The organism is Pseudoalteromonas arctica A 37-1-2 (assembly GCF_000238395.3).
GTDB lineage: Bacteria > Pseudomonadota > Gammaproteobacteria > Enterobacterales > Alteromonadaceae > Pseudoalteromonas > Pseudoalteromonas arctica.
The window spans coordinates 283,842-310,095 of sequence record NZ_CP011025.1; the positions used below are offsets into that span (position 1 = coordinate 283,842).

Genomic DNA, 26,254 nt, shown 5'->3' on the forward strand with positions numbered 1-26,254 from the left:
CGAGATTATCCGTCCTCAAGATTAACTCCGACAGGAGAGCTAAGGTGAAAGACTTACTTAAGTTTCTGAAGCAACAAAATAAGACCGAAGAATTCGATGCAATTCGCATTGGTCTTGCTTCACCAGACATGGTTCGTTCATGGTCATACGGTGAAGTAAAGAAACCTGAGACTATTAACTACCGTACTTTCAAGCCTGAGCGCGATGGCTTATTCTGTGCCCGTATTTTCGGCCCAGTGAAAGATTATGAGTGTTTATGTGGTAAATATAAACGCCTTAAACACCGTGGTGTGATCTGTGAAAAGTGTGGCGTTGAAGTAACACTCACTAAAGTGCGACGCGATCGTATGGGTCATATCGACCTTGCGAGCCCAGTTGCACATATATGGTTTTTAAAATCATTACCGTCACGTATTGGCTTAATGCTAGATATGACGCTTCGTGATATTGAACGTGTTCTTTACTTCGAATCATTCGTAGTAACTGAACCTGGTATGACAACGCTTGAGCGTGGTCAGTTATTAGGTGAAGAAGAATACTTAGATTCACTAGAAGAGCACGGTGATGAGTTTGAAGCTAAGATGGGTGCTGAAGCAGTTTTAGACTTGCTTCGTGAACTTGATCTTGCTCAATTAATTGCTGAGATGCGTGAAGAGTTACCAACAATTAACTCTGAAACTAAGCGTAAAAAAATCACTAAACGTCTTAAGTTAATGGAATCGTTCCACCAATCAGGTAATAACCCTGAGTGGATGATCATGACAGTACTTCCAGTATTGCCACCTGATCTACGCCCATTAGTACCATTAGACGGTGGTCGTTTTGCGACATCTGATCTAAATGACCTTTACCGTCGTGTTATTAACCGTAATAACCGTCTTAAGCGTCTACTAGATTTAGCAGCACCAGACATTATTGTACGTAACGAAAAACGTATGTTACAAGAAGCGGTAGATGCGCTACTTGATAACGGTCGTCGTGGTCGTGCAATTACAGGTTCTAACAAACGTCCTCTTAAATCTCTTGCTGATATGATCAAGGGTAAGCAAGGTCGTTTCCGTCAGAACTTACTTGGTAAGCGTGTAGATTATTCAGGCCGTTCTGTAATCACAGTTGGTCCTACACTTAAGCTTCACCAATGTGGTCTTCCTAAGAAGATGGCACTAGAGCTATTCAAACCATTCATCTATGGCAAATTAGAACGTCGCGGCATGGCTACGACAATCAAAGCTGCTAAGAAGATGGTTGAACGTGAAGTTCCGGAAGTATGGGATGTACTTGACGAAGTAATTCGTGAACATCCAGTATTACTTAACCGTGCACCAACACTTCACCGTTTGGGTATCCAAGCGTTTGAGCCTGTGCTTATCGAAGGTAAAGCGATTCATTTGCATCCATTAGTATGTGCGGCTTACAACGCCGATTTCGATGGTGACCAAATGGCGGTACACGTACCGTTAACAATCGAAGCGCAGCTTGAAGCTCGTGCATTGATGATGTCAACAAACAACATTCTATCTCCTGCGAATGGTGAGCCAATCATCGTTCCTTCACAGGATGTTGTATTGGGTCTTTATTACATGACTCGTGACCGCATTAACGCTAAAGGCGAAGGCGCGATATTTAAAGATCCAAAAGAAGCAGAAAAAGCATACCGCAGTGGCAATGCAGACCTTCACGCAATTGTGAAAGTACGTATTAGCCAATCAGTTAAAAACGAAGACGGCGTAGTAGAAGATACTATTACTGTTATCGATACAACTGTTGGTCGTGCGATTCTGTCTCTAATTTTACCTAAAGGCATGCCGTTTGCGTCAATCAACCAGCCGCTAGGTAAAAAGCAGATTTCTGGCTTATTGAATGAGTGTTACCGTCGTCTAGGTCTTAAAGATACAGTTATCTTTGCTGACCAAGTTATGTACACCGGTTTCCATTATGCAATGAAGTCAGGTGTTTCTATCGGTATTGATGACTTAGTTATCCCACCGGTTAAAGCACAGATAATTGAATCAGCTGAAGCTGAAGTTACTGAAATCAACCAACAATTCCAATCAGGTCTTGTAACGGCTGGTGAAAAGTACAACAAAGTTATCGATATCTGGTCACGTGTAAACGAAAACTTATCACGTGAGATGATGTCTAACTTGTCGAAAGACACAGTTATCAATGCACAAGGTGAAGAAGTAGAGCAACCGTCATTTAACTCAGTGTTTATGATGGCCGACTCAGGTGCTCGTGGTAGTGCTGCACAGATTCGTCAGTTGGCGGGTATGCGTGGTCTAATGGCACGTCCAGATGGTTCAATCATCGAGACTCCAATCACAGCTAACTTCCGTGAAGGTCTAAACGTACTTCAGTACTTCATCTCAACGCATGGTGCGCGTAAAGGTCTTGCCGATACAGCACTTAAAACAGCAAACTCGGGTTACCTAACGCGTCGTCTAGTAGACGTTGCACAAGATTTGGTAATCAATGAAGATGACTGTGGCACAGAAGATGGCTTAACAATGAAACCGCTTATTGAAGGTGGTGATGTTGTAGAAGCACTTCGTGAACGTGTTCTAGGTCGTGTTGTTGCTGAAGATATTGTGATTCCAGGTACTAATACAGTGCTTGTTGAACGTAATATCATGCTAGACGAAAAACTGTGTGATCTTTTAGAAGAGCATTCAGTAGATGAAGTTCGTGTACGTTCTGTTATCACTTGTGATAATGACTTTGGTGTTTGTGCTAACTGTTATGGTCGTGACCTAGCACGTGGTCATATCATCAACGCTGGTGAATCAGTGGGTGTTATCGCGGCACAGTCAATTGGTGAGCCGGGTACACAGTTAACAATGCGTACCTTCCACATCGGTGGTGCGGCATCTAGAGCGTCTGCAGAAAATAATGTACAAGTTAAAACTAACGGTACATTAAAACTTCATAACTCTAAGTACGTATTAAACACAGACGGTAAGATTGTTATTACCTCTCGTTCTACGGAAATTACTATCATTGATAGTCATGGTCGTGAGAAAGAGCGTTATAAAGTACCTTACGGTGCGGTATTAACAGTGCAAGACAATGCTGAAGTTCTAGGTAACGATATCGTTGCTACTTGGGACCCGCATAGTCACCCAATCGTTCTTGAGCATAAATCAAAAGTATCGTTCAGCGATATCGATGATTCAAATACTGAAGCACAGACTGATGAGCTAACTGGTTTAACCCGTGTAGTTGTAAAAGATCTTGCTAAAGTAAATACGAAAGAACCAAAGCTTATCATCGAAAGTGAAGAGCGCGGTCTGCAAGAAACACGTCTTCCTTCATTCACGACGATTGAAGTTATTGACGGCGTTACAGCAAACCCAGGTGACGTGTTAGCACGTATTCCGCAAGAAGGTTCGAAAACTCGTGATATCACGGGTGGTCTACCACGCGTAGCCGACTTATTTGAAGCTCGTAAGCCAAAAGAACCAGCTATATTAGCTGAAGTAACTGGTACAATTAGCTTCGGTAAAGAGACTAAAGGTAAGAAGCGTTTAGTTATTACTCCAGCTGAAGGTGATCATTACGAAGAGATGATTCCTAAATGGCGTCAACTTAACGTGTTTGAAGGTGAGCAAGTGTCTAAAGGTGAAGTTATCGCCGATGGTCCTGAATCACCGCATGACATCTTACGCCTACGTGGTGTGACTCATGTTGCTAACTATATCGTTAACGAAGTGCAAGAGGTTTACCGTTTGCAAGGCGTTAAGATCAATGACAAGCACATTGAAACAATTATCCGTCAAATGTTACGTAAATGTACCATTATGCACGGCGGTGATACTGACTTCTTAGCCGGTGAGCAAATCGAAGTGGCGCGCGTTAATATCGCAAACCGTGACCTTGAAAAACAAGGTAAGATACCAGCTAAGTTTGAAATCCAGTTAATGGGTATCACAAAAGCATCACTAGCAACAGAATCTTTCATCTCTGCAGCGTCTTTCCAAGAGACAACACGTGTTCTTACAGATGCGGCAGTGAATGGTAAGAGCGATGAGCTTCGCGGTCTTAAAGAAAACGTAATTGTGGGTCGTTTGATCCCAGCCGGTACCGGTTTTGCGTATCATCAAGAACGTATGGCTCGCCGTAAACAAAGCAAAGTAGTAGTAGAAGAGCAAACAGTAAGTGCAGAAGAGGCAACTCAAGCACTTACAGACGCTCTAAATGCTGATTTGTCTGGAAATCAATAAACTGTTCTTAATCAATAGATTAAGTGATCGCAAGTCAGTTATATGCTGTCTTGTGGTTAGTTTAGGTTGACAGGTTAAACTTTGCTCATTAAAATTCCGCCACCCATTTACTTGTGTGCTTAATGCAGGCTCGTAAATAAAGGGCGGATTTTTTATTTTTTTCAGTAGTAATTTTAATTTCAGGAGCTATTTAAATGGCAACTATTAACCAGCTAGTGCGTAAGCCACGCCGTAGCAAGGTTACGAAAAGTAACTCAGCTGCACTAAAAGCGTGTCCGCAAAAGCGCGGTGTATGTACTCGCGTATATACAACTACACCTAAGAAACCAAACTCGGCGTTACGTAAAGTAGCACGTGTACGTTTAACTAACGGTTTCGAAGTAACTTCATACATTGGCGGTGAAGGTCATAACCTTCAAGAGCATAGTGTAATCCTAATCCGTGGTGGTCGTGTTAAAGATTTACCAGGTGTGCGTTTTCACACTGTTCGTGGTGCACTTGACTGTGCAGGCGTTAGCGATCGTCGTCAAGCTCGTTCTAAATACGGTGCAAAACGCCCTAAAGGCTAATTGTTTTCCGTTAGTAAGGCCAAGCACTAAATATTTATAATTATTGTTTTGGGTGATTGACTCGAAAGAGCAAACCTGAATAAACCGGAGATACAAAATGCCTAGAAGACGCGTAATCGGTCAACGTAAAATTCTTCCAGATCCTAAGTTCGGATCGGAACTTCTTGCTAAATTCGTTAACATCGTGATGTTAGACGGCAAGAAATCTACTGCTGAAAAAATTGTTTATGGTGCGCTAGACGTGGCTGCTGAGAAATCAGGCAAGTCGCACCTAGAAATCTTTGAAACTGCACTTGATAACATCCGCCCACAGGTAGAAGTTAAATCTCGCCGTGTTGGTGGTTCAACTTATCAAGTACCAGTTGAAGTACGTCCAGTTCGTCGTAACGCATTAGGTATGCGTTGGTTAGTAGACGCTGCACGTAAGCGTGGCGAAAAATCTATGGGCTTACGTTTAGCTCAAGAAATCGTTGACGCTTCTGATAATAAAGGCACTGCGGTTAAGAAACGTGAAGACGTTCACCGTATGGCTGAAGCGAATAAAGCATTCGCTCATTACCGTTGGTAATCTGTCTTTAACCTTTAAGAGGATCATATGGCACGTACAACTCCACTTGAGCGCTATCGTAATATAGGTATTGTCGCTCACGTAGATGCAGGCAAAACCACCACAACAGAACGTGTTCTGTTCTACACGGGTCTTTCTCATAAGATCGGTGAAGTACATGATGGCGCTGCAACTATGGATTGGATGGAGCAGGAACAAGAGCGTGGTATCACAATCACTTCTGCTGCAACAACGTGTTTTTGGAAAGGGATGGACGCTCAATTTGACGCCCATCGTATCAATATTATTGATACTCCAGGACACGTAGATTTCACTATCGAAGTAGAGCGTTCTTTACGCGTATTAGATGGTGCGGTAGTTGTTCTTTGTGCTTCATCTGGTGTACAGCCGCAAACTGAGACAGTTTGGCGTCAAGCGAACAAATACGAAGTTCCGAGAATGATCTTCGTAAATAAAATGGATCGCACGGGCGCTGACTTCTTAGCTGTGGTTAGCCAGGTGAAATCTCGTCTTGGAGCAACGCCTGTTCCAATTCAGTTGCCTGTAGGCGCTGAGGACGACTTTAAAGGTGTTATTGACCTTATAAAAATGAAAGTGATTAACTGGAACGAAGCGGACCAGGGTATGACTTTCTCTTATGAGGCAATACCGGCAGAACTTCTGGAATTAGCTGAAGAATGGCGCTCTCACTTAGTTGAAAGCGCTGCTGAAGCAACAGAAGAACTAATGGATAAATACTTAGAAGGTGAAGAGTTAAGTGAAGCAGAAATTAAAAATGCTTTACGCCAACGAACATTAGCTAATGAGATTGTTCCAGTTACTTGTGGTAGCGCATTTAAAAACAAAGGTGTTCAAGCTGTGCTTGATTGCGTTGTTGAATATATGCCTTCACCAGAGCAAGTGAAACAAATCCAAGGTATCCTAGAAAATGGTACTGAGGAAGAACGTCCAGCTAATGATAAAGCGCCGTTTGCTGCACTCGCTTTTAAGATTGCAACAGACCCGTTTGTTGGAACCTTGACCTTTTTCCGTGTTTACTCTGGTACTGTTAAACAGGGTGACACGGTATATAATCCAGTAAAAAGTAAGCGTGAGCGACTTGGCCGTATCGTACAGATGCATTCAAACTCTCGTGAAGAGATCAAAGAAGTTTTCGCAGGCGACATCGCGGCAGCTATTGGTCTTAAAGACGTAACAACAGGTGAAACACTGTGTGATCCGAATTCTATTATTACGCTTGAGCGTATGGAATTCCCTGAACCAGTAATCTCTATTGCGGTTGAGCCTCGCACTATAGCTGACCAAGATAAGATGGGTATCGCGCTGGGTAAACTAGCTGCTGAAGACCCTTCTTTTCGAGTACAAACTGACGAAGAATCAGGCCAGGTTATAATCTCTGGCATGGGTGAACTTCACCTAGATATCATCGTCGACCGTATGAAACGTGAATTCAGTGTTGAATGTAACGTTGGTAAGCCGCAGGTCTCATACCGAGAAGCTATTCGTTCAACTGTTAAGGTTGAAGGGAAGTTTATACGTCAGTCAGGTGGTCGTGGTCAATATGGTCACGTTTGGATTAAACTTGAACCGATGGATATTACGGATGATGAGTCACCAATTTACGAGTTCGTTAACGAAACCGTAGGTGGTTCTGTTCCTAAAGAGTTCGTCCCTGCGGTAGACAAAGGTATCCAAGAGCAAATGTCTCAAGGTGTACTGGCAGGCTACCCATTACTTGGCGTTAAAGCGACTTTATATGATGGTTCATTCCATGATGTAGATTCGAATGAAATGGCATTTAAAATAGCAGGTTCACTGGCAATGAGAGATGGGGCGCTTAAAGCTAACCCTGTACTACTAGAGCCAGTAATGAAGGTTGAAGTACTCACTCCTGATTCAAATATGGGTGATGTAGTTGGCGACTTAAACCGTCGCCGCGGCATAATCGAAGGCATGGAAGATGCATTAGGTGGACTTAAGCAAATTAATGCGCAGGTTCCTCTTTCTGAAATGTTTGGTTATGCGACTGCTTTACGATCTGCAACACAGGGCCGTGCCTCATACTCTATGGAGTTTGTGAAGTACGCTGAAGCCTCTAAAAACGTTGCAGATACAATAATTTCAGCTCGCGCTGTTATATAATTTTAGCTTGTCTGGCTCAATAGTGAGTCAGGCTTTAATTTCTTTATTAGGAATTTTTTAAGATGGCAAAAGAAAAGTTTGAACGCGTAAAACCGCACGTAAACGTTGGTACAATCGGCCACGTTGACCACGGTAAAACTACACTAACTGCAGCAATCACTAACGTACTTGCAAAAGTATACGGCGGTGTTGCTAAAGATTTCGCATCAATCGACAACGCTCCAGAAGAGCGCGAACGTGGTATCACTATTTCAACGTCTCACGTTGAATACGATACTCCTTCACGTCACTACGCACACGTAGATTGTCCTGGTCACGCCGATTATGTCAAAAACATGATCACTGGTGCTGCTCAAATGGACGGCGCGATCTTAGTAGTTGCTGCGACTGATGGCCCTATGCCACAAACGCGTGAGCACATCCTTCTTTCTCGTCAAGTTGGCGTTCCTTACATCATCGTGTTCATGAATAAATGTGACATGGTAGATGACGAAGAGCTACTTGAACTAGTCGAAATGGAAGTTCGTGAACTTCTTTCAGAATACGATTTCCCAGGTGATGACTTACCTCTAATTGCTGGTTCTGCGCTTAAAGCGTTAGAAGGCGAGAAAGAGTGGGAAGATAAGATTGTTGAGCTTGCAAACGCACTTGATACTTACATCCCAGAGCCAGAGCGTGACATCGATAAGCCATTCATCATGCCTATCGAAGACGTTTTCTCAATCCAGGGTCGTGGTACTGTTGTAACTGGTCGTGTTGAAGCTGGTATCATCCGCATCAATGACGAAGTAGAAATTGTTGGTATCAATGATACAACTCGTTCTACTTGTACTGGTGTTGAAATGTTCCGTAAGCTTCTAGACGAAGGTCGTGCTGGCGAAAACATCGGCGCACTTCTACGTGGTACTAAGCGTGAAGACGTTGAACGTGGTCAAGTACTAGCTAAGCCTGGTTCAATCAACCCACATACTACATTCACTTCAGAAGTATACGTACTTTCGAAAGATGAAGGTGGTCGTCATACTCCATTCTTCAAAGGTTACCGTCCACAGTTCTACTTCCGTACAACTGACGTAACTGGTGACGTACAGTTACCAGATGGCGTAGAAATGGTAATGCCTGGTGATAACATCAAGATGACAGTAACTCTAATCGCACCAATCGCGATGGATGAAGGTCTTCGTTTTGCTATCCGTGAAGGTGGTCGTACTGTAGGTGCTGGTGTTGTAGCAACTATCGTAGCGTAATTATTAGCCTAGCTAATTGTTACCAAAAAGCCCGAGCTTAGTCTCGGGCTTTTTAATGTCTAGAATAAAGTGTCATATGAAAGTGGCGCTCTTACTTTAGGCGTAGGTGCGTTGTAGTAACGTCCAAAGTGTAATTATCAGCCTAGCTAATTGTTACCAAAAAGCCCGAGCTTAGTCTCGGGCTTTTTAATGTCTATAATAAAGTGTCATATGAGGGTAGCGCTCTTACTTTAGGCGTAGGTGTGTTGTAGTAACGTTCAAAGCGTAATTATTAGCCTAGCTAATTGTTACCAAAAAGCCCGAGCTTAGTCGGGCTTTTTAATGACTAAAATAAAGAGTGATTTGGAGGTGAGAACCTCACATTAGACGAAGATGCTTGGTAACAACATTCAAAATATTATTGGTATTAATAAAAAACCCGAGCCTAGCCCGGGTTTCGATAAGTTATGAATATGTCATAATTGGCTGAAAACTATTCAATATTTTGAATTTGAACATAGAGTTGTTTATTTAACTTTATATTTATCAATAACTTGGCTTGTTCTTGCTACCTGCTTTTTGCTTTTGGTAACCGCTATGGTAACCACTTGGTTTGTGATTTAATCTTTTACTTAAATATTTGTATAAGTATAAATTAAGAGAAACTGAGCTACGTAGTAAAACTTACAATCAGAATCTAATGTTATTAGTTAGTGCTCTTGTGAATAATATAAGTTAGTTCTCTTCACTACTCAACATAAAGTGTGTCGATATGAGACATATGTTCATTACATAACCTTTGCCCCATAATCTTAATTTGTATATTATCTCAATTAATAAGAACAATGGATTAGCTGTATAGTAACTAATTAATACGGCTTGGCAGGGAATAGTATGTCGTTACCAGATTACCAATCATTCATGACCCCATTACTGCAATGCTTAGCTAACGGCGAAACAGTAAAGCTCAAAGAGATTGAAGCAAACGTTTATCAAAGCATAGGCTTATCAGTAGAGCAGCTTAAACTGCGTATTCCTAGCGGCAAACAAACTTATGCCTACCACCGCTTAAGTTGGGCTAAAACTTACCTTGTTAAAGCCGGTTTAATTGAGCAGCCTAAAAGAGCCTTTTGTAAAATTACGCAAAAAGGTTTATCAGCATTAGCAGCGGGCGAACTAATCAATAACCAGTACTTAAGCCAATACCCTGAGTTTTTAGACTTTAAAACCCGTACTAAAGATACTAGCGACTCACTAGACGAAAACACCACCAGCTTAGTAAATAGCAACTCACACAAAACACCAGAAGAGCTTATAGAAGCCGCAGTAGATACACTCAACACTAACTTAAGCGATGAAATATTACAGGCAGTGCTTTCGGCCTCCCCTGCGTTTTTTGAAAACCTTGTAGTCGATTTAATGCTAGCTATGGGGTATGGCGGCTCACGTAAAGATGCAGGGCAAGCCACGCAATATACTCAAGACGGTGGCATTGATGGCGTAATAAAAGAAGATAAACTCGGCCTCGAAATGATATATTTACAGGCTAAGCGCTACACCAATAAAACAGTGGGTAGACCAGACATACAAGCCTTTGCGGGTGCGCTTGATATGCACCGCGCTAAAAAGGGCGTATTCATCACCACCAGCGGCTTTAGTAAAGATGCACTGGAATATGTAGGCTTAATTGAAAAGCGCATAGTGCTTGTAGATGGTAAACAACTGACAGAGTTAATGCTTACCCATAATTTAGGCGTTAGCACCAAACAGGTATTTGAAGTAAAAGCGCTTGATAGCGATTACTTTATTGAAGATTAAACCCAATATAAAAGGATTTTAAAATGACGATTAAAGCTGAAGCTGTATTATTTATAAAGCTTGGTTCAAAAGGTGATTACGAGCGTGAGTGCATTGAAAAAGAAGGTACAATAAAGTTAGATTACAAGCAAATTCCTCATGAGTTATGTCTAAGTAATAATTGGGATAAAGTTAGTGAGTTTGTAGCTATGGAATACAATACAAACAAAGCTTCAACAACAAGCCATCGAAATCAAATTAAAAAGTTTTACACCGAGCCTAAAACAACAATGTGGATTACATTTTACGACTGTAAATTGTGGTACTGCTTTGCTGAAGAAGAAGTTCTGCTTGATGAGAGCAGTAGAACAAAATCACGTAAAACAGTTGGTGGTTGGCGCAGTGTAGATAGTCAGAATAATTCACTTTTCATACAAGCTCTAAGTGGCAAGTTAACTAAAGTACAAGGCTTCAGAGGTACAATTTGTGATGTTAAAGAAAAAGAGTACCTGCTTAATAAAATCAACAATACTCAACACCCTGATGTTAAAAATGTAGAGACAAATTTAGTATCACTTAAGCTCTCACTCGAAAAGATTATCCAGTTGTTGTCACCGCAAGATTTTGAAGTGTTTGTCGATTTGATATTTCGTTCATCGGGGTGGTCAAGAGTTGGCTCTGCGGGTAACACAATAAAAACACTAGATATAGAACTCTTGGCGCCAGTTACCGGAGAACGTGCCATTGTTCAGGTGAAATCACAAAGTAACCTAAGTTTATATAAAGAGTATGAAGAGCGATTAAATATAGAGGGTTACGATAGAGCTTTTTATGTGACCCACACACCAGATAAAAAGCTAAGCGATCATATTAATTCAATGGATAAGAATAATTCAATTCAGGTGTGGGACGCTGAAAAACTTGCTGATTTATCAGTAAATGCAGGATTAATTGAATGGCTTGTAAGTACTGTAGGCTAAAACCCTGAGAGCTGTTAGCTAGCAAATCATTGACAAAGTAGATGTTAATTCAAAAAAAATGATTAAGTAGAGAAAATATTAATGCCTCAACAGCACCAACAAGAATTAAAAAAGCAACTTTGGAGTATGGCGAATAGTTTGCGTGGTAGCATGTCTGCCGATGATTTTCGTGATTACATATTAGGTTTTATCTTTTATAAATATTTATCGGAAAAACTCAATACTTATGCTGAACAACTCTTAGATAAAAATAGCGTTGTATTTTCTGAATTAGATGAGACTACTGTTGAAGATCAAAAGTATTTAGAAATTGTTCAAAAAGCAGCACTAGATGAGTTAGGTTACTTTTTAAAGCCTTCAGAGTTATTTCATTCTTTGGCTAATCGCGGTAGAAAAGGTGAATTTATACTTGATGAAACTATTAGTGTATTTAAAAGCATAGAGCAGAGAACTATCGGCACTGATAGCTTTAATGACTTTAACGGTGTATTTGACGAGCTAGATTTAACCTCTCACAAGTTAGGTAAAACATCTGATGCGCGTAACAAGCAGATTACTAAGGTATTTGATCATCTTGATAATGTTAATTTGCATTTGGAAGATAGTGAATTAGATATACAAGGTAGTGCTTATGAAAACCTTATAGCTATGTTTGCTAGTAGCTCTGGAAAAAAAGCTGGGGAGTTTTATACTCCTAAGATGATCTCTAGGTTACTTGCAAAATTAGTAACTTTTAATACACCCGATATTAATTCGGTCTATGATCCTACGTGTGGCTCTGGCTCTCTATTGTTACGTGTAGCTAAAGAAGCTAACAACCCTAATATAAAGCTCTATGGCCAAGAGCAAAATTCAAATGCTCATAATCTCTCACGAATGAATATGATTATGCATGGAATACCCTATTCTAACTTCAATATTAAAAAGGGGGACACTTTAGAGAAACCAGAACATTTAGAACAACGTTTCAATGCTGTGGTAGCAGTGCCTCCATTTTCTGTCTCATGGTCACGTAAAACATCATTTAAAAGCGACCCAAGATTTATTAATTACGAACAATTAGCACCTCGGACTAAAGCTGATTTTGCCTTTATCCAACATATGCTTTATCAGCTAGACGATAACGGGACCATGGCTATAGTGGTGCCGCACGGTGTCCTTTTTCGAGGTGGTGCTGAAGGTATTATTAGAAAGCAGTTAATTAAAGAGTTTAATTATTTAGATGCTGTTATAGGGCTACCTTCAAACTTATTCTATGGAACTTCCATTCCAACTTGTATCTTAGTTTTTAAGAAAAACCGTATAAACAAAAAAGATATATTATTTCTCGATGCTAGTAATGACTACCATAGTACGAAGGCTAATAACTCAATTACTGAGGGTACAATTTTAAATACACTCCAAACTTATGCAGCTAGAAATAGCGTTACACTTTTTAGTAAAGCTGTCAGTTTAGGTGAAATTGAAAGCAATGACTTTAACTTGAGTATTACTAAATATGTCACATTATACCCAACGACAGAAGTGAAGAGTTTTGCGGAATTATTAAGTGTTTTTGAGAAGTATAATCCCAAGTTTACGTTTTTTAGGGGAGTTGTTGACAAAAGTTTTGAGCTGCGCACTACTGCAAGCAGGATGAATGTAAAACAAGATGAAATATATAAAGTAGAAAAAGCTATATTTGAGAGTTTTAAGCAGCAAGCTATACCCTTTCTTGAATTTACTCCTAGGGATGAATGGGAGTGGCTTGCCTTAGCACAGCATCACGGCCTACCTACTAGATTACTAGATTGGAGCAAAAACCCATTGGTTTCTACTTACTTTGCTGTAGAAAAAGAACTAACAAAAGACGCTGCAATTTATGTGTTAACAGATCGAAAAGAGCCCTTTGACACTAAAGATTACTCCGACCCATTGGAGCTCCCTAATGATGAACCTGTCAGACGTTATATTCCTCCACACTTGACTGGAAGAATCATCTCTCAAAGTGGCATTTTTACTGTACATAATGAATTGAATTTACCATTTTATTCAGGCCAAATTAAAAAGATTATTATCCCTAGCCGCTTAAAAGAAAGCTTTAGGGAGCAACTATATAAATTCGGCGTTCACAAGGCTTCTATATATCCTGGACTTGATGGGATAAGTGACCATATTAAGTGGTTAGAAACAGAATTAAAATAAAGAGATTAAATTAATGGTTCAACAACACCAACAAGAATTAAAAAAACAGCTTTGGAATATTGCGAACAGCTTACGTGGCAACATGTCTGCTGATGACTTTCGCGATTATATACTTGGGCTTATTTTTTATAAATACCTGTCTGATAAGCTCAACACTTATGCCAATCAGTTACTAAGTGAAGACGGCATTGTGTTTGCTAAAATTGACGAAACAACAGAAGAGGGTCAAGAGTACTTAGAAGCAGTAAAAGAAGAGGCGCTTGATAAGTTAGGGTACTTTTTAAAGCCTGCAGAGCTGTTTCATGTATTGGCTGAGCGCGGTGCTAACGATAAGTTTATTTTAGACGATGTAACCAACGTACTTAACCATATTGAACAAAGCACGATGGGCGCAGACAGCGCCGACGATTTCAACGGCTTGTTTGACGAGCTAGATTTAACCTCTAACAAGTTAGGTAAAACACCGGATGCGCGTAATAAGTTAATAGCTAAAGTATTAGAGCACCTTGATAACATCGACTTTCACCTAGAAAGTAGCGAAATAGACATACTTGGCGACGCTTACGAATACCTTATTGGTATGTTTGCCAGCGGTGCGGGTAAAAAAGCAGGCGAGTTTTATACGCCGCAAATGGTGTCAAAGTTACTAGCAAAATTAGTCACCTTAAATAACCCGCATATTAAATCGGTTTACGACCCTACCTGTGGCTCTGGCTCATTGTTGTTACGTGTTGCAAAAGAAGCTAATAACCCCGATTTAAAATTTTACGGCCAAGAGCAAAACCCAAGTACTTACAACCTAGCGCGTATGAACATGATTATGCACGACGTGCATTACACTAAGTTCGACATTCAAAACGACGACACGTTAGAAGTTCCAGCACATCTTGAGCAACGCTTTAGCGCTGTGGTAGCTAATCCGCCATTTTCGGCTGATTGGTCTGCCAACCCGCTACACATGAATAACGAGCGCTTTGCCGACTACGGTAAGCTGGCACCAAAAGGTAAAGCCGACTTTGCTTTTGTACAGCACATGATCCACCAGCTTGACGACAACGGCACAATGGCGGTGGTGTTACCGCACGGCGTGTTGTTTCGTGGTGCAGCCGAAGGGCATATACGCAAACACCTTATTAAAGAAAAAAACTACCTTGATATGGTAATAGGCTTACCTGCTAACATATTTTTTGGTACGTCTATTCCTACCTGTGTGTTGGTGCTAAACAAACACCGTAACGCTGACGACAACGTATTGTTTATAGACGCCAGTAATCACTTTGAAAAAGGCACTAACAACAACGTAATGCGAGAGGAAGATTTACAACGTATTTTAGATGCCGTAAACAAACGCGATTATATTGATAAATATGCGTTTGCAGCCACGCAGTCGGATCTAGCAGAAAACGACTACAACCTTAATATTCCGCGTTACGTAGATACCTTTGAAGATGAGGTGCTTGTTGATTTGAGTGAAGTAGCACAGCAACTTGTCGCAAATGATAAAGCAATGCTTGAAACAGATAAAACGATTGCTGGTTTTTGTGATGAGCTAGGCATTGAAGTGCCGTTTGAGGTCAAAGCATGAGCGAGTTTAAAATTGCTTTCACGGAACAAGTGAAAAATTTTGAAACAAGCATTGGTAAGCTATTAGAAATAAAGTCGGGAAAGGGCTTTAAAGCCAGTGAGTATTCAACCAAAGGTCGGCCTCTGCTCCAGATCGAAAATGTTGGTTATGGCACTATAAAATGGAAAGCTCCATCCTTTTTACCTGAGGAATATAGTTTGTCTGAAGCCGAGTTAGTTTTGGAAAGAGGAGATATTGTATTAGCATTAAATAGACCTATTACTAATGGGCAATTAAAGATCTCTAAAATTACAGCTATGGATGAGGGGGCTATACTCTACCAGAGAGTAGGCAAGGTAATTAGTAAAGGTTTAGCTAATTATGATTATCTATATCATTTACTTAGTATTCAGGTTAAAAAATTTGTAGAGTCAAAATCTATAGGAAGTGATCAACCCTTCATATCGATACGTGAATTATATCAATATCCTGTAGTTTTACCTGTATGCAAAAATGAGCAACAAAAAATAGCTGACTTCCTTACTTCTGTAGATACTAAAATCAGTCAGCTAACTGAAAAGCATCGCTTATTAAAAGACTATAAAAAAGGCGTAATGCAACAAATTTTCAGCCAGCAAATACGCTTTAAAGACGATGATGGAAACGCTTTTCCTGATTGGAATGAATATTCTTTAAGGGATATTCTTATTTTACAAGCTGACGCATTAAAAATGGATGATGAAGCTACTTATGAGCTGATCACTGTAAAGAGGGGGTTTGGTGGGATTAAAAGTCGTGGACACTTTAAAGGTAAGGATGTACTTGTTAAAAGCCAATTCACCATCCACAAAGGTGAGTTTGTAATATCAAAACGACAGATAGTTCATGGAGCCTGCGGGTTGGTACCTGAAGAACTTGATGGGGCTATTGTTTCTAATGAATACAATGTATTTAGACCTCAACCAACAAAGTTAGATATTGATTACTTTAATCGCTTGTCTACAACCCTCTACATGCGACGTGCATTTTTTATTAATAGTGATGGCGTACATATTGAGAAGTTACTGTTTAAAACCCAAAGTTGGCTCAAAACCAAAGTTCAGTTACCTTGCTTGAAAGAACAACAAAAAATAGCACAATTTTTACAATCGCTCGATAAAAAAATAGACGCTGTTAACGAGCAAATTGAACAGACTAAGCTATTTAAAAAAGGCTTACTACAGCAAATGTTTGTGTGAGAAATAATGACTAATAAAATTAACGACAACCCAATAGCGAACATTATTGATATTCAAACTTTGCAAGAGAGCGTAGAGGTTGAGTGCAAGCTTGCTGGTGGGCGCGACGGCCATGGCGCAGTGCCTAATGATATGTGGGAAACCTATAGTGCGTTTGCCAATACCCGTGGTGGCGTAATTTTATTGGGCATTAAAGAAAGAAGAGGCACGTTTACAGTTGAGGGTATAACAAACCCAGCGCCACTAATTAAGAATATTTGGGATATTGTTAATAATCCGAATAAAGTGAGTGTTAATTTACTCAGCGAAAGTGACGTGCGCATTGAAATACTGGAAGGCAAATCGATTATTGCGATTACTGTACCACGCGCCCCGCGCGAAAGCCGCCCTGTATTTATGAATGCGAACCCACTTAATGGCACTTATCAGCGCCGTTACGAGGCCGATCAAAAGTGTTTGCCACCGGCAGTAAATAAAATGCTGGCAGAGCAAGAGGAAGTGCGCGACAACCGTATTTTAGAGCACTTTACCCTTGACGACATAGACCCCGAGAGCCTGCGCATTTACAGGCAAATGTTTGTTGATGCCAAGCCACAACACCCTTTTTTAGAATTGAGCGACCAAGAGTTTTTGCGCTCAATACGTGGCTGGCAACAAGACCGCGCAACAGGTAAAGCGGGTTTAACCCTTGCTGGCTTAGTGATGTTTGGTAAGTGGGATGCTATTCAAGATGCACTACCTAGTTTTGCACTCGATTATCAAGAAAAAGACGACAGTACACATCGCTGGATAGATCGAATTTATACTGATGGCTCTTGGTCGGGTAATGCTTTTGATTTTTATCGTAAAGTGTATCGTAAGCTTACGGCAGATTTAAAAGTAGGGTTTAGCTTAACCGATGATGGCCAACGACAAGATACCACTCCTGCGCATGAGGCTATTCGTGAAGCACTCGTTAATACACTCGCACATGCAGAATTTAATACCGAAAGTAATATTTTAATTGAAAAACACCCTGACTTTATCGGCTTTAGAAACGCAGGGCTAATGCGTATACCTGTGCATGAGGCTAAAGCGGGGGGTAACAGCCAGTGCCGAAACCCTGCTATTCATCAAATGTTTTTAAATATTGGTTTAAGCGAAAAAGCAGGGTCGGGTATTCCTAAGATATACAGTAATTGTAAAGCGCAAAACTGGCAGCCACCGCATATGTATGAAAAGGACGAGCTAAATCAAACCTTTTTAGAGTTGCGCATGGTTAATATTGTGTCGCCTGAGCTTGATAAGCGCCTTACAGATACCTTTGGTAGTGGTTATAAAAAGCTGAGCGAGCTTAAACGGACTATTTTGATTACCGCCATTACTGAGTCATGGTTTAACCACGAGCGTATTTGTTCGTTGACCTCAGAGCATACAAGAGAAGTGACACTTGCGTTAAGTCAGTTAGTTAATGCAGGATACTTAGAGTCGGCAGGCCAGCACAGAGGCAAGATATATCACTTAAAAGGGATACAAATCCCTACACCTGATAATGATGCAGGTAAGAGTATTACGTTTGTAGCCTCTCCTAAGTTAGATCAGCTTTCGCTGTTTGAAGGTCCGGAGTTAAATAGCGAAGGTCCGGACCTAGATACTGAAGGTCCGGAGTTAAGCAATGAAGGTCCGGACCTAGCTTTAAATACTCCGGACCAAGACAATACAGAAGTAGATACGGTTGCAGCTAATGAGTTATGGAGTTCACTATGGGTTATAGGTGAGCAAGTACGATCTGCCTCAAGTAGAAAGCAGAAGTCTGAGGTAGAACAAGCAATAATAGCCCTATGTAAAGAAGCACAGCCGCACTGTTTAAGGTTGGGTGATATAGCACAGCTATTAGGAATGAAGCCCGACACGCTAAGACGTAACTACTTAAGTAAAATGGTTAAAGAGCAGGTATTGTTTTTGGCATATCCAACAATACCGAATCACCCAGAACAGGGTTATAAGTTACATAAAGATTAGCAATAAAGCTGTGAATGTATTGCATAAGGCTAGCATCAAGGAATTGTAGGTATAAATGAATTATCAAAGTGAACAACAATTAGAAGATAACTTAATTGCACAGCTTAGCGAGCAAGGCTTTACGCGCGTTATTTTAAAGGATAACGCAGCTCTTGAAGCTAATCTTAAGCAGCAGCTTGAAAAAGTGAATGGCTGCACGTTAAGCGATACTGAGTTTACGCAAATATTGGGTAAGCTTGGTAAAGGTAATATATTTGCAAAAGCCAAAACACTGCGCGATCAGCTTGATGTAACACTTGATAACGGCGACAGCAGACATTTAACGCTGTTGTGTGATGAGCCGCAGCTAAATAGCTTTCAGGTAGCGCAACAAATTACAGTAAAAGGCACATACACTAACCGATACGATGTAACGCTATTGGTTAATGGCTTGCCGCTGGTACAAATAGAGCTAAAACGCCGTGGTATTGAACTAAAAGAAGCGTTTAACCAAATTAAACGTTATCAAAAGCACTCGTTTCATGCCAACCATGGTTTGTTTAACTATGTGCAGCTGTTTGTAATGTCGAATGGGGTTAATAGCCAGTACTTTTCTAACAACAGTGAAATGTCGGCTAAGCAAACCTTTGACTGGACTGATAATGAAAATAATAAAATAAGCCAGTTACACGACTTTGCCGAAGCATTTTTAACGCCTTCGCACTTAACGCATATGCTCACCAAGTATATTGTACTTAATGAAACAGGTAAGTACTTAATGGTGCTTAGGCCGTATCAGTTTTATGCAGTAGAAGCGATTGTAGAGCAAGTTAAAACTACAACCGACAATGGCTATATTTGGCATACAACGGGCTCGGGTAAAACGTTAACCTCATTTAAAGCAGCGCAAATTATGACCTCGCTGAGTGAGGTTGATAAAGTAGTATTTGTGGTAGACCGTAAAGATCTAGATTACCAAACAGCGCTTGAGTTTAATGCGTTTGTAAAAGGCTCAGTAGACAGCACCGACAACACCAGTATGTTGTTCCACCAGCTGTTAGACAAGCCAATGAAGGGTAGAAAAGTCAACCAAAGCCGTAATACTAAGCTGGTGGTCACAACGCTGCAAAAGCTTAATAACGTGGTGACTAAGCAGCGCTATTTGAAAGAAATGCAAAGCCTACAAGATAAGCGCATTGTGTTTATATTTGACGAGTGCCACCGCAGCCAATTTGGTGATACACATAAAAACATTACCGAGTTTTTTAATAACGCGCAGTTGTTTGGTTTTACGGGTACGCCTATATTTGCCGACAACGCCGTTGCTAAAAACTCAGTGAAACGCACCACTAAAGATTTATTTGGTGAATGCTTACATCCTTATGTAATTGTGGATGCAATACGCGACGCTAATGTGCTTAAGTTTGCTATTGAGTACGTTGGGCGTTATCAGTACAAAGATGGCTCTAACAATAACCTAGATATTGAAGTTGAAGATATCGACACCAAAGAGCTTTTAACTTCGCCTGCGCGCTTAGATAAAATAACCGATTACATTATTGCCCAGCATAACCGCAAAACGCATAGCCGCGAATATAACGCCATGTTTTGTGTATCAAGCGTTGCTGAGCTTATTCAGTACTATGAGTTGTTTGCGAGCAAAAAAACACAGGGCAAACATAACCTTAAAATTGCCACCATATTTAGCTACGAGGCCAATGAAGAGGAAGAGTACGAATTAGGTAATGATGATGCGCAAATTAAAGAAATATCAGCCAAGTATTTAAACGAAGGGCAAACCGTTAAGCTGCATAGCCGCGATAAGTTAGACTCATTTATTAACGACTACAACACAATGTTTGGTACAAGCTACTCCACCAAAGACAGTAAGTTATTTGAAGACTATTACAAAAATATATCTAAGCGTGTTAAAGCCAAAGAGATTGATATATTGCTGGTGGTGAATATGTTTTTAACAGGCTTTGATGCTCCTAAACTCAATACTTTATATGTCGATAAAAACCTTAAGTACCACGGCTTAGTACAGGCGTTTTCGCGCACTAACCGTCTATTGGGCGAGACTAAATCGCACGGTAATATAGTGTGCTTCAGAAACCTTAAAAAAGCTGCTGACACTGCCTTCACGCTATTTTCGAACAAGCAGCCTAAAGAATACATAGAAACCCCTTCGTATAATGAGCTGCTTACTGATTTCAACAGCGCCTACGAAGCGCTAATGGCAATTACGCCTACCGTTGACTCAGTTGATGCTTTACCTGACGAAGAGGCTCAGGCGCTGTTTGTTAGGCAGTTTCGCGAGCTTATGCGCTTAAAGAACATGTTAAGTAACTTTGCTGATTTTGATATGGACTCAACCTCCATGGGCGAGCAAGAGTTTCAGGATTATACGAGTAAGTATGCCGACCTTGGCAGGCAGCTACGTGAGAACTCAAGTAAAGAAAAAGTATCGGTTTTAGATGACGTTGATTTTGAACTAGAGCTACTACACAGCGATATAGTAAACGTAACCTATATTTTGCAGTTATTACGTGAGTTACATGGTGAGGAAAGTACCGACGAAAAAGCCCGTAAACGCCAAGTAATAGCAAACTTAATAGCCACAGACCCAACCTTATTAAGTAAAAAAGCACTAATAGATAAGTTTATGGACGAGCACTTACAAGGCATACCCGCCAGCGCTGACGTTGATGAAGAGTTTGAGCTTTATTGGGAAAAAGAAAAGCGTCTAGAACTTGAGAGGTTCGCCCAAGAACAAAAGCTAAACCAAGCACGCTTAGAAAAGTTAGTAACTCGCTATGAGCTAAGTGACGAAATGCCACTAAGGGATGACTTTGCTGAGGTACTCGAAACCAAACCCAGCTTATTACAACGCAAAAAAGTATTGCCTATTATTACCGATAAATTTAAACGTTTTGTAGATACGTTTATGACAGGGTTTTAAAGGACTGTAGTAGTGTTTTGTGTAAACCGTCAACGGTTGACGGGTCAATTCTCCACACAACAAATTTAATTTATTACAAACTCAAAAAATGTGACGATAAATGGGGGGTAACGTTACCCCCTGTATATTACCGTCAACGGTTGACGGATCAATTATCCACATAACAAATTTACTTTAATTTATTACCAACTCAAAAAATGTGGCGATAAAGGGGGGTAACGTTACCCCCTGTATATTACCGTCAACGGTTGACGGCCTCATTTTTAACATAAATAGTTTGCTATAGGCTTCATTTGAATCCTTCTATAGGGGGTGCAACGTTGCACCCCCTATAGATTACCGTCAACGGTTGGCGTCCTGCTACCAATTAAACTTAAAGGCTTTATTAATAAGTAGAAACTGCTTTCTTGCTTCACTCATACGTTGGTGGAAATAGGGAGCTTTTACTACTTTTGTGTGAATATGAAAATGGAGGTGTTGACTATCAATATCTTTGTAATGTGCATCAAGTGCCGATTGGATAATGATAAAGCTATCCGCGCCATAGTACTCAAGAACGCGATATTTAAAGCATTCTAATGCAACCCTGTGCTGCGCTATTAATGCATTTAACTCGCTGCTATCTGTATTGTTGAGTTTAGCCATATCGAACAACTGGAGATATGCTTCGATAGAGTATTCACTTAACTCTGGATCATAGCCTTGTATGACGTTCCAACCAGCTCCATTTTTGATAGGGTTAGTACGTACGGCAAGTTTGCCTTCAATCGTTTTTGCGCCTGTAGAGCGACCACCATGCAATTTACATCGACCATTACGCTTGTTGCCTAAGCGCTTACAGGGATTACCTGAACGTGTTTTAGCGCCACACTTGGGTAGACTTTCTAAATCAAACTTACTCATTTTTTGCCTTTTTATGATCGATCATGTTCGGTGAAATTTCGGTTCATAGGGTTTGTTTTTTGAAAATTTATTTTCTTTAAAGTTTTTAAAATCGAATATTTATATGCTTACCACCATGGGGTGAATATATAAATCAAAGGGTTATATTAATTTAATGCCACGTAAAGCGATCACTAAATAGAGGTTTATGTTGTCTGTTCGCGTAAGGTGATCGATCACCTTGCATGTGTATGTTTCGGTTCATAGAGTGCTGCAAAGGTACTTGATCGTTATTAACTTGATTAGGGTGATCGCTGTACTGTAATGAGCGATGAAGTTTAGATTGTATTAGCTGTGTACTGCTTATACCTGATAGCCTTTTTAGTAACTTGATACCACCAGCCTCTGAGTTATCTTGCTTTATTAGAGCCGCTTCTTTATTTCCCTGATATGTAATAGCTGGATTCACGAGCATAATATCGTTAAAGCATCTATCAACGTGCTCTGTTGAGTATTCAAGTTTACTAAATAAGTAGCTATGAGCCTTAATGTTAGCTTCTTTCGTGGCACGTTTAGTAAAATAGCTTAAGCGGTATAGAGCTGGTTCTATAGTAAGTTTATTACCCCTTTGCATTAGGTAGTATGGGTGGCTAACTAATGAGGCCGAACCTAAGCCATCAGATTCCCAAGCATGCTTTAATTGGTAGGTTAGCTTACTACTATGCTTTATTTTATGCCCACTTAGTAACACAGCTAAGTGATAATGATGATTTGAAGATGTATTTCTCTCTCTAGCGCATATATAACTTACTTTGCAGTTATATTGTTTTGTAAGTATCGACAACTGTTTTTTAATAAACTTTAAGAACATCTGATTATTAATAGAATAAGATTTAGTACTTAAGTCTATTCTTGCTACGAGTACTTTAGAGTAGTGAGAAAGCATACATTCACAATGCTTAAACACTTTAGTTAACGCTTTTAGATCTTGCCCTTTTGTCTTTGGTTTAAATACTCTGTAGCTATGGTCTTTGTATATAAAGTTTACTGAGTTAGTTGTTGATATTTTAAAGGTCATTGTTATATCTATTTGCTTTAGTTATTAATTGGTATCTTTTTTATATTATTTAATATCCGCTATTAGTGGATAGGCGCTTTACAGATAAAAGCCCTTTTAAAATAATAACTAAGATATATTTTTAGCTTGTTGAATAGCGTGTTTTTACTGATCATTTTGTTTCAAAGTGTGTCATCAGTAGGCCAAAAAAAAGCAGTTTATTTACCTGCTTTTGTGTGTTTTTTGGCTAGCCAATTTTTATAATCTTGAAAATGCCACATGGACCGCCCATTTATTACATGAGCTGGTGGGGGGAAATGGCCAGCCTTTATCCATCTTCCAAGTGTTGACCTACTGATGTTAAGAAGCTTTTGCAATTCAGGCTTTTTAATCATTCGAGCATCGTCAATATACATAGCAAGATCTGGTAGCTTTTTCTCGTTCATTGAGTTCGCTCCATATTTATTACTTCGCGAGATTTTACAAAGTCTAAAAGCTCGCTTAATAACCAACAAACTCTGTCGCTATCGGCATGAAGTTTTCTTCTTTTCGGAAAGAGGCCTTTTTTTTCTAAAGCCCAAGCGCTGGTTCGAGAGACAGCCGTTATTTTGGCTCTTTCTGCTTCTCTGACTAGGCGGTCAGTAAATTGCGTTGTTGGTGTTGTTAGCTGGCTCAAATTGGTTTCTCCGGTTCATCATTGTTGATGGGAGAATATTATTGATCTGCGTATAGGTTAATAAGCCCTTAGCTTGATAAGGGCTTATTAAAGATTTTAACATTTTGATTTTAAGTGAATTTTATCTTTATAGTTAGTTTTCACCCATTCCTCAACTTCCTTAAGGGATGGAGCAGAATTAGACTTTCGACCTTTTTTAGCGGTAGAGCCATACGCATCGTTAATATATGTTTTAATCGTTTTATGTGAAGGAGGAGAAATAGTATTTATAGAAAATAGAGCATCAATTGCCGTTGCTAAATTCGCTCTACTACATTTAGACATATGCGTGTGTAGTTTTATGTCACTGACTATTACATTGATAAGATCAATAAAAGGCTGATACTTTTTAGGTGAGGACTCACCTGCTATTGTTCGGTCTTTAGAATGCTTTTCTGTGGCTCTTAAGGCATATAAATGTTCTACAAAGTCATTATGCTCTTGCACTCGTGAGCCAAGCGTAAACATTTCATGCATTAGTTTATTAAGCCAAAACTTGTAATCTACGTTAGACTTGTCTGGAAGCGCTCTTAGAGTGTCCTCCACCAGCATCGCTTTACGTTTAATTGCTTCTTTCTCCAATAACATAATATCTTGGCCAAACTCATCTTTTGGTAAGTTATTTATAGAGGATATTATTAAATTGGGCTTCTCAATACCTACAGGTGAAGCTATTTCTTCTAACTGAGCATAATTAATATCATCCTCATCAATCTCTCCAAGCTCTTGAACATGTACCAAAAATGGCTGTGATTGAATTTTTAAACCTTCTCGCGGTGTACATTTTGGAAATAATTCAAATTTATTCATTTAGATTAATTCCTTCAGACATCATTGATATCTTAGCTCTAGGAAGTATTTGATTTGCCATTACACTTGCAAGCTTTCTTCGCTCATCCAAGTAATCATATCTGTTGTAAATACCAGCAACACCACTAATAGTATGATTTAGATAACGTGTTACATCGTTTCCTTCATAACCAAGTTCAGCGAATAAGCTACGACATGTTCGTCTTAAATCATGAATAGTAAAGTGCTTAATGCCTTTAGGCTCAAGTAGGTTAGGGTATGATTTCTTGCTAATACTTTTGCCAAACATTTTAGCTAAGGCATGATTCAAAGTGTTTTCACACATATGACCATCTTTGCTAACTTTTCTTGCTGGGAATACGTACTCGGAGCCACACGATTTTCTTTTCAACTCTTCAAATATGGGTATGACTTCGTCAGCAATAGGAATCTGAATATAAACTTCTTTTTTATTTCTTGTGCCTAAATTCCAAATCTTTTCATTAAAATCAAATTCTTCCCACTTTGCTTGAGTAACCTCGGTTTTACGGTTACCAAATACAAGAAGTAATACCATTGCTAAATAGTTATCTCTGGTAAAAACAGTCGAATTCTCTCTGAGTACATCAAATGTACTTTCAATTTCTTGCAGGCTTAATGCTCTTTTTCTACTTTTGGTTTGCCCCCCAGCGTCACTCTGACTAAAAGCTGCAGCAGGGTTTGACTTTGTGAGATCAAGTTTTTGTGCATGTTTAAATAGATTTTTACATAGGTTTAAGCACTTTGTAGATATAGAGGGACGCCCATCATTTACAACTTCTTTTATGATAGCCCTAATATCACGTGCATTTACATCATCAATTTTGAGCTTACCAATGTATGGTTTTATATCTTTAGTATATTGTCTTTCGAGCAAGTGAGGATTTTTTACTTCCTTACTTTTATCTTTAAACCAGTCATTAAATAGGTCGTTCATTGTTATGATAGTTTCTTGTCCCTGTCTTACTCTTTCGGCAAGTGGGTCTATACCATTCTTAATTTTTTTATTTATCAAGGCTGCTTCAATTCGAGCGTCAGATAATGTCTTGTCTGGAAAGTTGCTACCTTTTAGAGTCATAAAGTGGCGTTTATTATTGATAGTATATCGAAGCTCCCAAGCACCGCTTTTTTTATCTTTGCTAGGCTTTATATAAAGGCTGTCACCAACACTAAACCTAAGCGTTTTACAGCTCTTAATATTTGCTTTGATTTCTTTTACATTCATTGAGTTACATCAAAAATGGTTACCAAGGATTATAAAAAGTGGTTACCAAGCGGTTTGGTAACCACTTTGGTAACCACTTGGACACGTACAATAGGGGGCTAGTATGAACGGTAGAAA

General features: G+C 39.7%; 19 protein-coding genes. 12 read left to right on the top strand and 7 right to left on the bottom strand.

Annotation, left to right across the window (positions count from 1 at the left end):
• The first annotated feature begins 44 nt into the window (after positions 1-44).
• The 12 genes from rpoC to PARC_RS01360 all read left to right on the top strand — a co-directional run bounded on the left by rpoC (position 45) and on the right by PARC_RS01360 (position 21,430).
• Positions 45-4,220: a DNA-directed RNA polymerase subunit beta' gene (gene rpoC, locus PARC_RS01305; RefSeq protein WP_007580130.1), complete on the top strand. Its 4,176-nt coding sequence runs from the start codon at positions 45-47 to the stop codon at positions 4,218-4,220.
• A gap of 194 nt (positions 4,221-4,414) precedes the next feature.
• Entirely contained in the window at positions 4,415-4,789 is a 375-nt protein-coding gene (gene rpsL / locus PARC_RS01310) for a 30S ribosomal protein S12 (protein WP_002958885.1), read from the top strand.
• 97 nt (positions 4,790-4,886) lie between these two features.
• Positions 4,887-5,357: a 30S ribosomal protein S7 gene (gene rpsG, locus PARC_RS01315; protein ID WP_010555004.1), complete on the top strand. Its 471-nt coding sequence runs from the start codon at positions 4,887-4,889 to the stop codon at positions 5,355-5,357.
• Positions 5,358-5,384: 27 nt separating this feature from the next.
• Complete coding sequence (gene fusA, locus PARC_RS01320; RefSeq protein WP_007580132.1) at positions 5,385-7,499, top strand: elongation factor G; 2,115 nt, start codon at positions 5,385-5,387, stop codon at positions 7,497-7,499.
• Between the two features lie 62 nt (positions 7,500-7,561).
• Positions 7,562-8,746, top strand: coding sequence for an elongation factor Tu (tuf, locus tag PARC_RS01325; protein WP_024589451.1), 1,185 nt, complete (start codon positions 7,562-7,564; stop codon positions 8,744-8,746).
• An 873-nt stretch (positions 8,747-9,619) separates the two neighbouring features.
• A complete protein-coding gene (locus tag PARC_RS01330) occupies positions 9,620-10,543 on the top strand; it encodes a restriction endonuclease (RefSeq protein ID WP_010555430.1) in 924 nt (307 codons plus the stop codon).
• Positions 10,544-10,566: 23 nt separating this feature from the next.
• Positions 10,567-11,502, top strand: a complete 936-nt coding sequence (locus PARC_RS01335; RefSeq protein ID WP_010555431.1) for a PDDEXK family nuclease — start codon at positions 10,567-10,569, stop codon at positions 11,500-11,502.
• A gap of 81 nt (positions 11,503-11,583) precedes the next feature.
• On the top strand, positions 11,584-13,686 hold the full coding sequence (locus PARC_RS01340) for a type I restriction-modification system subunit M (protein WP_010555432.1): 2,103 nt from the start codon (positions 11,584-11,586) through the stop codon (positions 13,684-13,686).
• Positions 13,687-13,699: 13 nt separating this feature from the next.
• The gene (locus PARC_RS01345; RefSeq protein WP_010555433.1) at positions 13,700-15,271 is read left to right on the top strand and encodes a type I restriction-modification system subunit M; all 1,572 of its coding nucleotides are present in this window, start codon (positions 13,700-13,702) and stop codon (positions 15,269-15,271) included.
• Positions 15,268-16,488 (top strand): restriction endonuclease subunit S, encoded by a 1,221-nt coding sequence (locus PARC_RS01350; protein ID WP_010555434.1) that lies wholly within the window; start codon positions 15,268-15,270, stop codon positions 16,486-16,488. Before PARC_RS01345 ends, PARC_RS01350 begins: the two co-directional genes overlap by 4 nt.
• A 6-nt stretch (positions 16,489-16,494) precedes the next feature.
• Entirely contained in the window at positions 16,495-18,489 is a 1,995-nt protein-coding gene (locus PARC_RS01355; RefSeq protein WP_010555435.1) for an RNA/DNA-binding domain-containing protein, read from the top strand.
• 55 nt (positions 18,490-18,544) lie between these two features.
• A complete protein-coding gene (locus PARC_RS01360; RefSeq protein WP_010555436.1) occupies positions 18,545-21,430 on the top strand; it encodes a type I restriction endonuclease subunit R in 2,886 nt (961 codons plus the stop codon).
• Positions 21,431-21,790: 360 nt separating this feature from the next.
• Here the strand turns inward: PARC_RS01360 and PARC_RS01365 are convergent, their stop codons facing one another.
• From PARC_RS01365 to PARC_RS01390, 7 genes are all read right to left on the bottom strand, one after another.
• Entirely contained in the window at positions 21,791-22,333 is a 543-nt protein-coding gene (locus PARC_RS01365) for an HGGxSTG domain-containing protein (RefSeq protein WP_010555437.1), read from the bottom strand.
• 151 nt (positions 22,334-22,484) lie between these two features.
• The gene (locus tag PARC_RS01370) at positions 22,485-23,390 is read right to left on the bottom strand and encodes a YagK/YfjJ domain-containing protein (RefSeq protein ID WP_010555438.1); all 906 of its coding nucleotides are present in this window, start codon (positions 23,388-23,390) and stop codon (positions 22,485-22,487) included.
• A 197-nt stretch (positions 23,391-23,587) separates the two neighbouring features.
• The gene (locus PARC_RS01375; RefSeq protein ID WP_010555439.1) at positions 23,588-23,815 is read right to left on the bottom strand and encodes a helix-turn-helix transcriptional regulator; all 228 of its coding nucleotides are present in this window, start codon (positions 23,813-23,815) and stop codon (positions 23,588-23,590) included.
• Positions 23,812-24,045, bottom strand: a complete 234-nt coding sequence (locus tag PARC_RS01380) for a helix-turn-helix transcriptional regulator (RefSeq protein ID WP_010555440.1) — start codon at positions 24,043-24,045, stop codon at positions 23,812-23,814. The genes PARC_RS01375 and PARC_RS01380 overlap by 4 nt, the downstream gene beginning before the upstream one ends.
• Positions 24,008-24,148 (bottom strand): RNA polymerase sigma factor region1.1 domain-containing protein, encoded by a 141-nt coding sequence (locus PARC_RS21975; RefSeq protein ID WP_148664643.1) that lies wholly within the window; start codon positions 24,146-24,148, stop codon positions 24,008-24,010. The genes PARC_RS01380 and PARC_RS21975 overlap by 38 nt, the downstream gene beginning before the upstream one ends.
• Positions 24,142-24,894, bottom strand: coding sequence for a hypothetical protein (locus PARC_RS01385; RefSeq protein WP_010555441.1), 753 nt, complete (start codon positions 24,892-24,894; stop codon positions 24,142-24,144). Before PARC_RS01385 ends, PARC_RS21975 begins: the two co-directional genes overlap by 7 nt.
• The gene (locus tag PARC_RS01390) at positions 24,887-26,137 is read right to left on the bottom strand and encodes a tyrosine-type recombinase/integrase (RefSeq protein WP_010555442.1); all 1,251 of its coding nucleotides are present in this window, start codon (positions 26,135-26,137) and stop codon (positions 24,887-24,889) included. The genes PARC_RS01385 and PARC_RS01390 overlap by 8 nt, the downstream gene beginning before the upstream one ends.
• Positions 26,138-26,254 lie beyond the last annotated feature (117 nt).

Excerpts from the sequence above, each read along its gene's own strand:
- PARC_RS01370 (WP_010555438.1), bottom strand. The coding sequence starts at position 23,390 with ATGACCTTTAAAATATCAACAACTAACTCAGTAAACTTTATATACAAA.
- PARC_RS01355 (WP_010555435.1), top strand. The coding sequence starts at position 16,495 with ATGACTAATAAAATTAACGACAACCCAATAGCGAACATTATTGATATT.
- tuf (WP_024589451.1), top strand. The coding sequence starts at position 7,562 with ATGGCAAAAGAAAAGTTTGAACGCGTAAAACCGCACGTAAACGTTGGT.
- PARC_RS01390 (WP_010555442.1), bottom strand. The coding sequence starts at position 26,137 with ATGAATGTAAAAGAAATCAAAGCAAATATTAAGAGCTGTAAAACGCTT.
- PARC_RS01345 (WP_010555433.1), top strand. The coding sequence starts at position 13,700 with ATGGTTCAACAACACCAACAAGAATTAAAAAAACAGCTTTGGAATATT.
- PARC_RS01365 (WP_010555437.1), bottom strand. The coding sequence starts at position 22,333 with ATGAGTAAGTTTGATTTAGAAAGTCTACCCAAGTGTGGCGCTAAAACA.
- PARC_RS01330 (WP_010555430.1), top strand. The coding sequence starts at position 9,620 with ATGTCGTTACCAGATTACCAATCATTCATGACCCCATTACTGCAATGC.
- PARC_RS01350 (WP_010555434.1), top strand. The coding sequence starts at position 15,268 with ATGAGCGAGTTTAAAATTGCTTTCACGGAACAAGTGAAAAATTTTGAA.
- rpsG (WP_010555004.1), top strand. The coding sequence starts at position 4,887 with ATGCCTAGAAGACGCGTAATCGGTCAACGTAAAATTCTTCCAGATCCT.
- PARC_RS01385 (WP_010555441.1), bottom strand. The coding sequence starts at position 24,894 with ATGAATAAATTTGAATTATTTCCAAAATGTACACCGCGAGAAGGTTTA.
- rpsL (WP_002958885.1), top strand. The coding sequence starts at position 4,415 with ATGGCAACTATTAACCAGCTAGTGCGTAAGCCACGCCGTAGCAAGGTT.
- PARC_RS01340 (WP_010555432.1), top strand. The coding sequence starts at position 11,584 with ATGCCTCAACAGCACCAACAAGAATTAAAAAAGCAACTTTGGAGTATG.
- PARC_RS21975 (WP_148664643.1), bottom strand. The coding sequence starts at position 24,148 with ATGTTAAAATCTTTAATAAGCCCTTATCAAGCTAAGGGCTTATTAACC.
- fusA (WP_007580132.1), top strand. The coding sequence starts at position 5,385 with ATGGCACGTACAACTCCACTTGAGCGCTATCGTAATATAGGTATTGTC.
- PARC_RS01375 (WP_010555439.1), bottom strand. The coding sequence starts at position 23,815 with ATGAACGAGAAAAAGCTACCAGATCTTGCTATGTATATTGACGATGCT.
- PARC_RS01360 (WP_010555436.1), top strand. The coding sequence starts at position 18,545 with ATGAATTATCAAAGTGAACAACAATTAGAAGATAACTTAATTGCACAG.
- PARC_RS01335 (WP_010555431.1), top strand. The coding sequence starts at position 10,567 with ATGACGATTAAAGCTGAAGCTGTATTATTTATAAAGCTTGGTTCAAAA.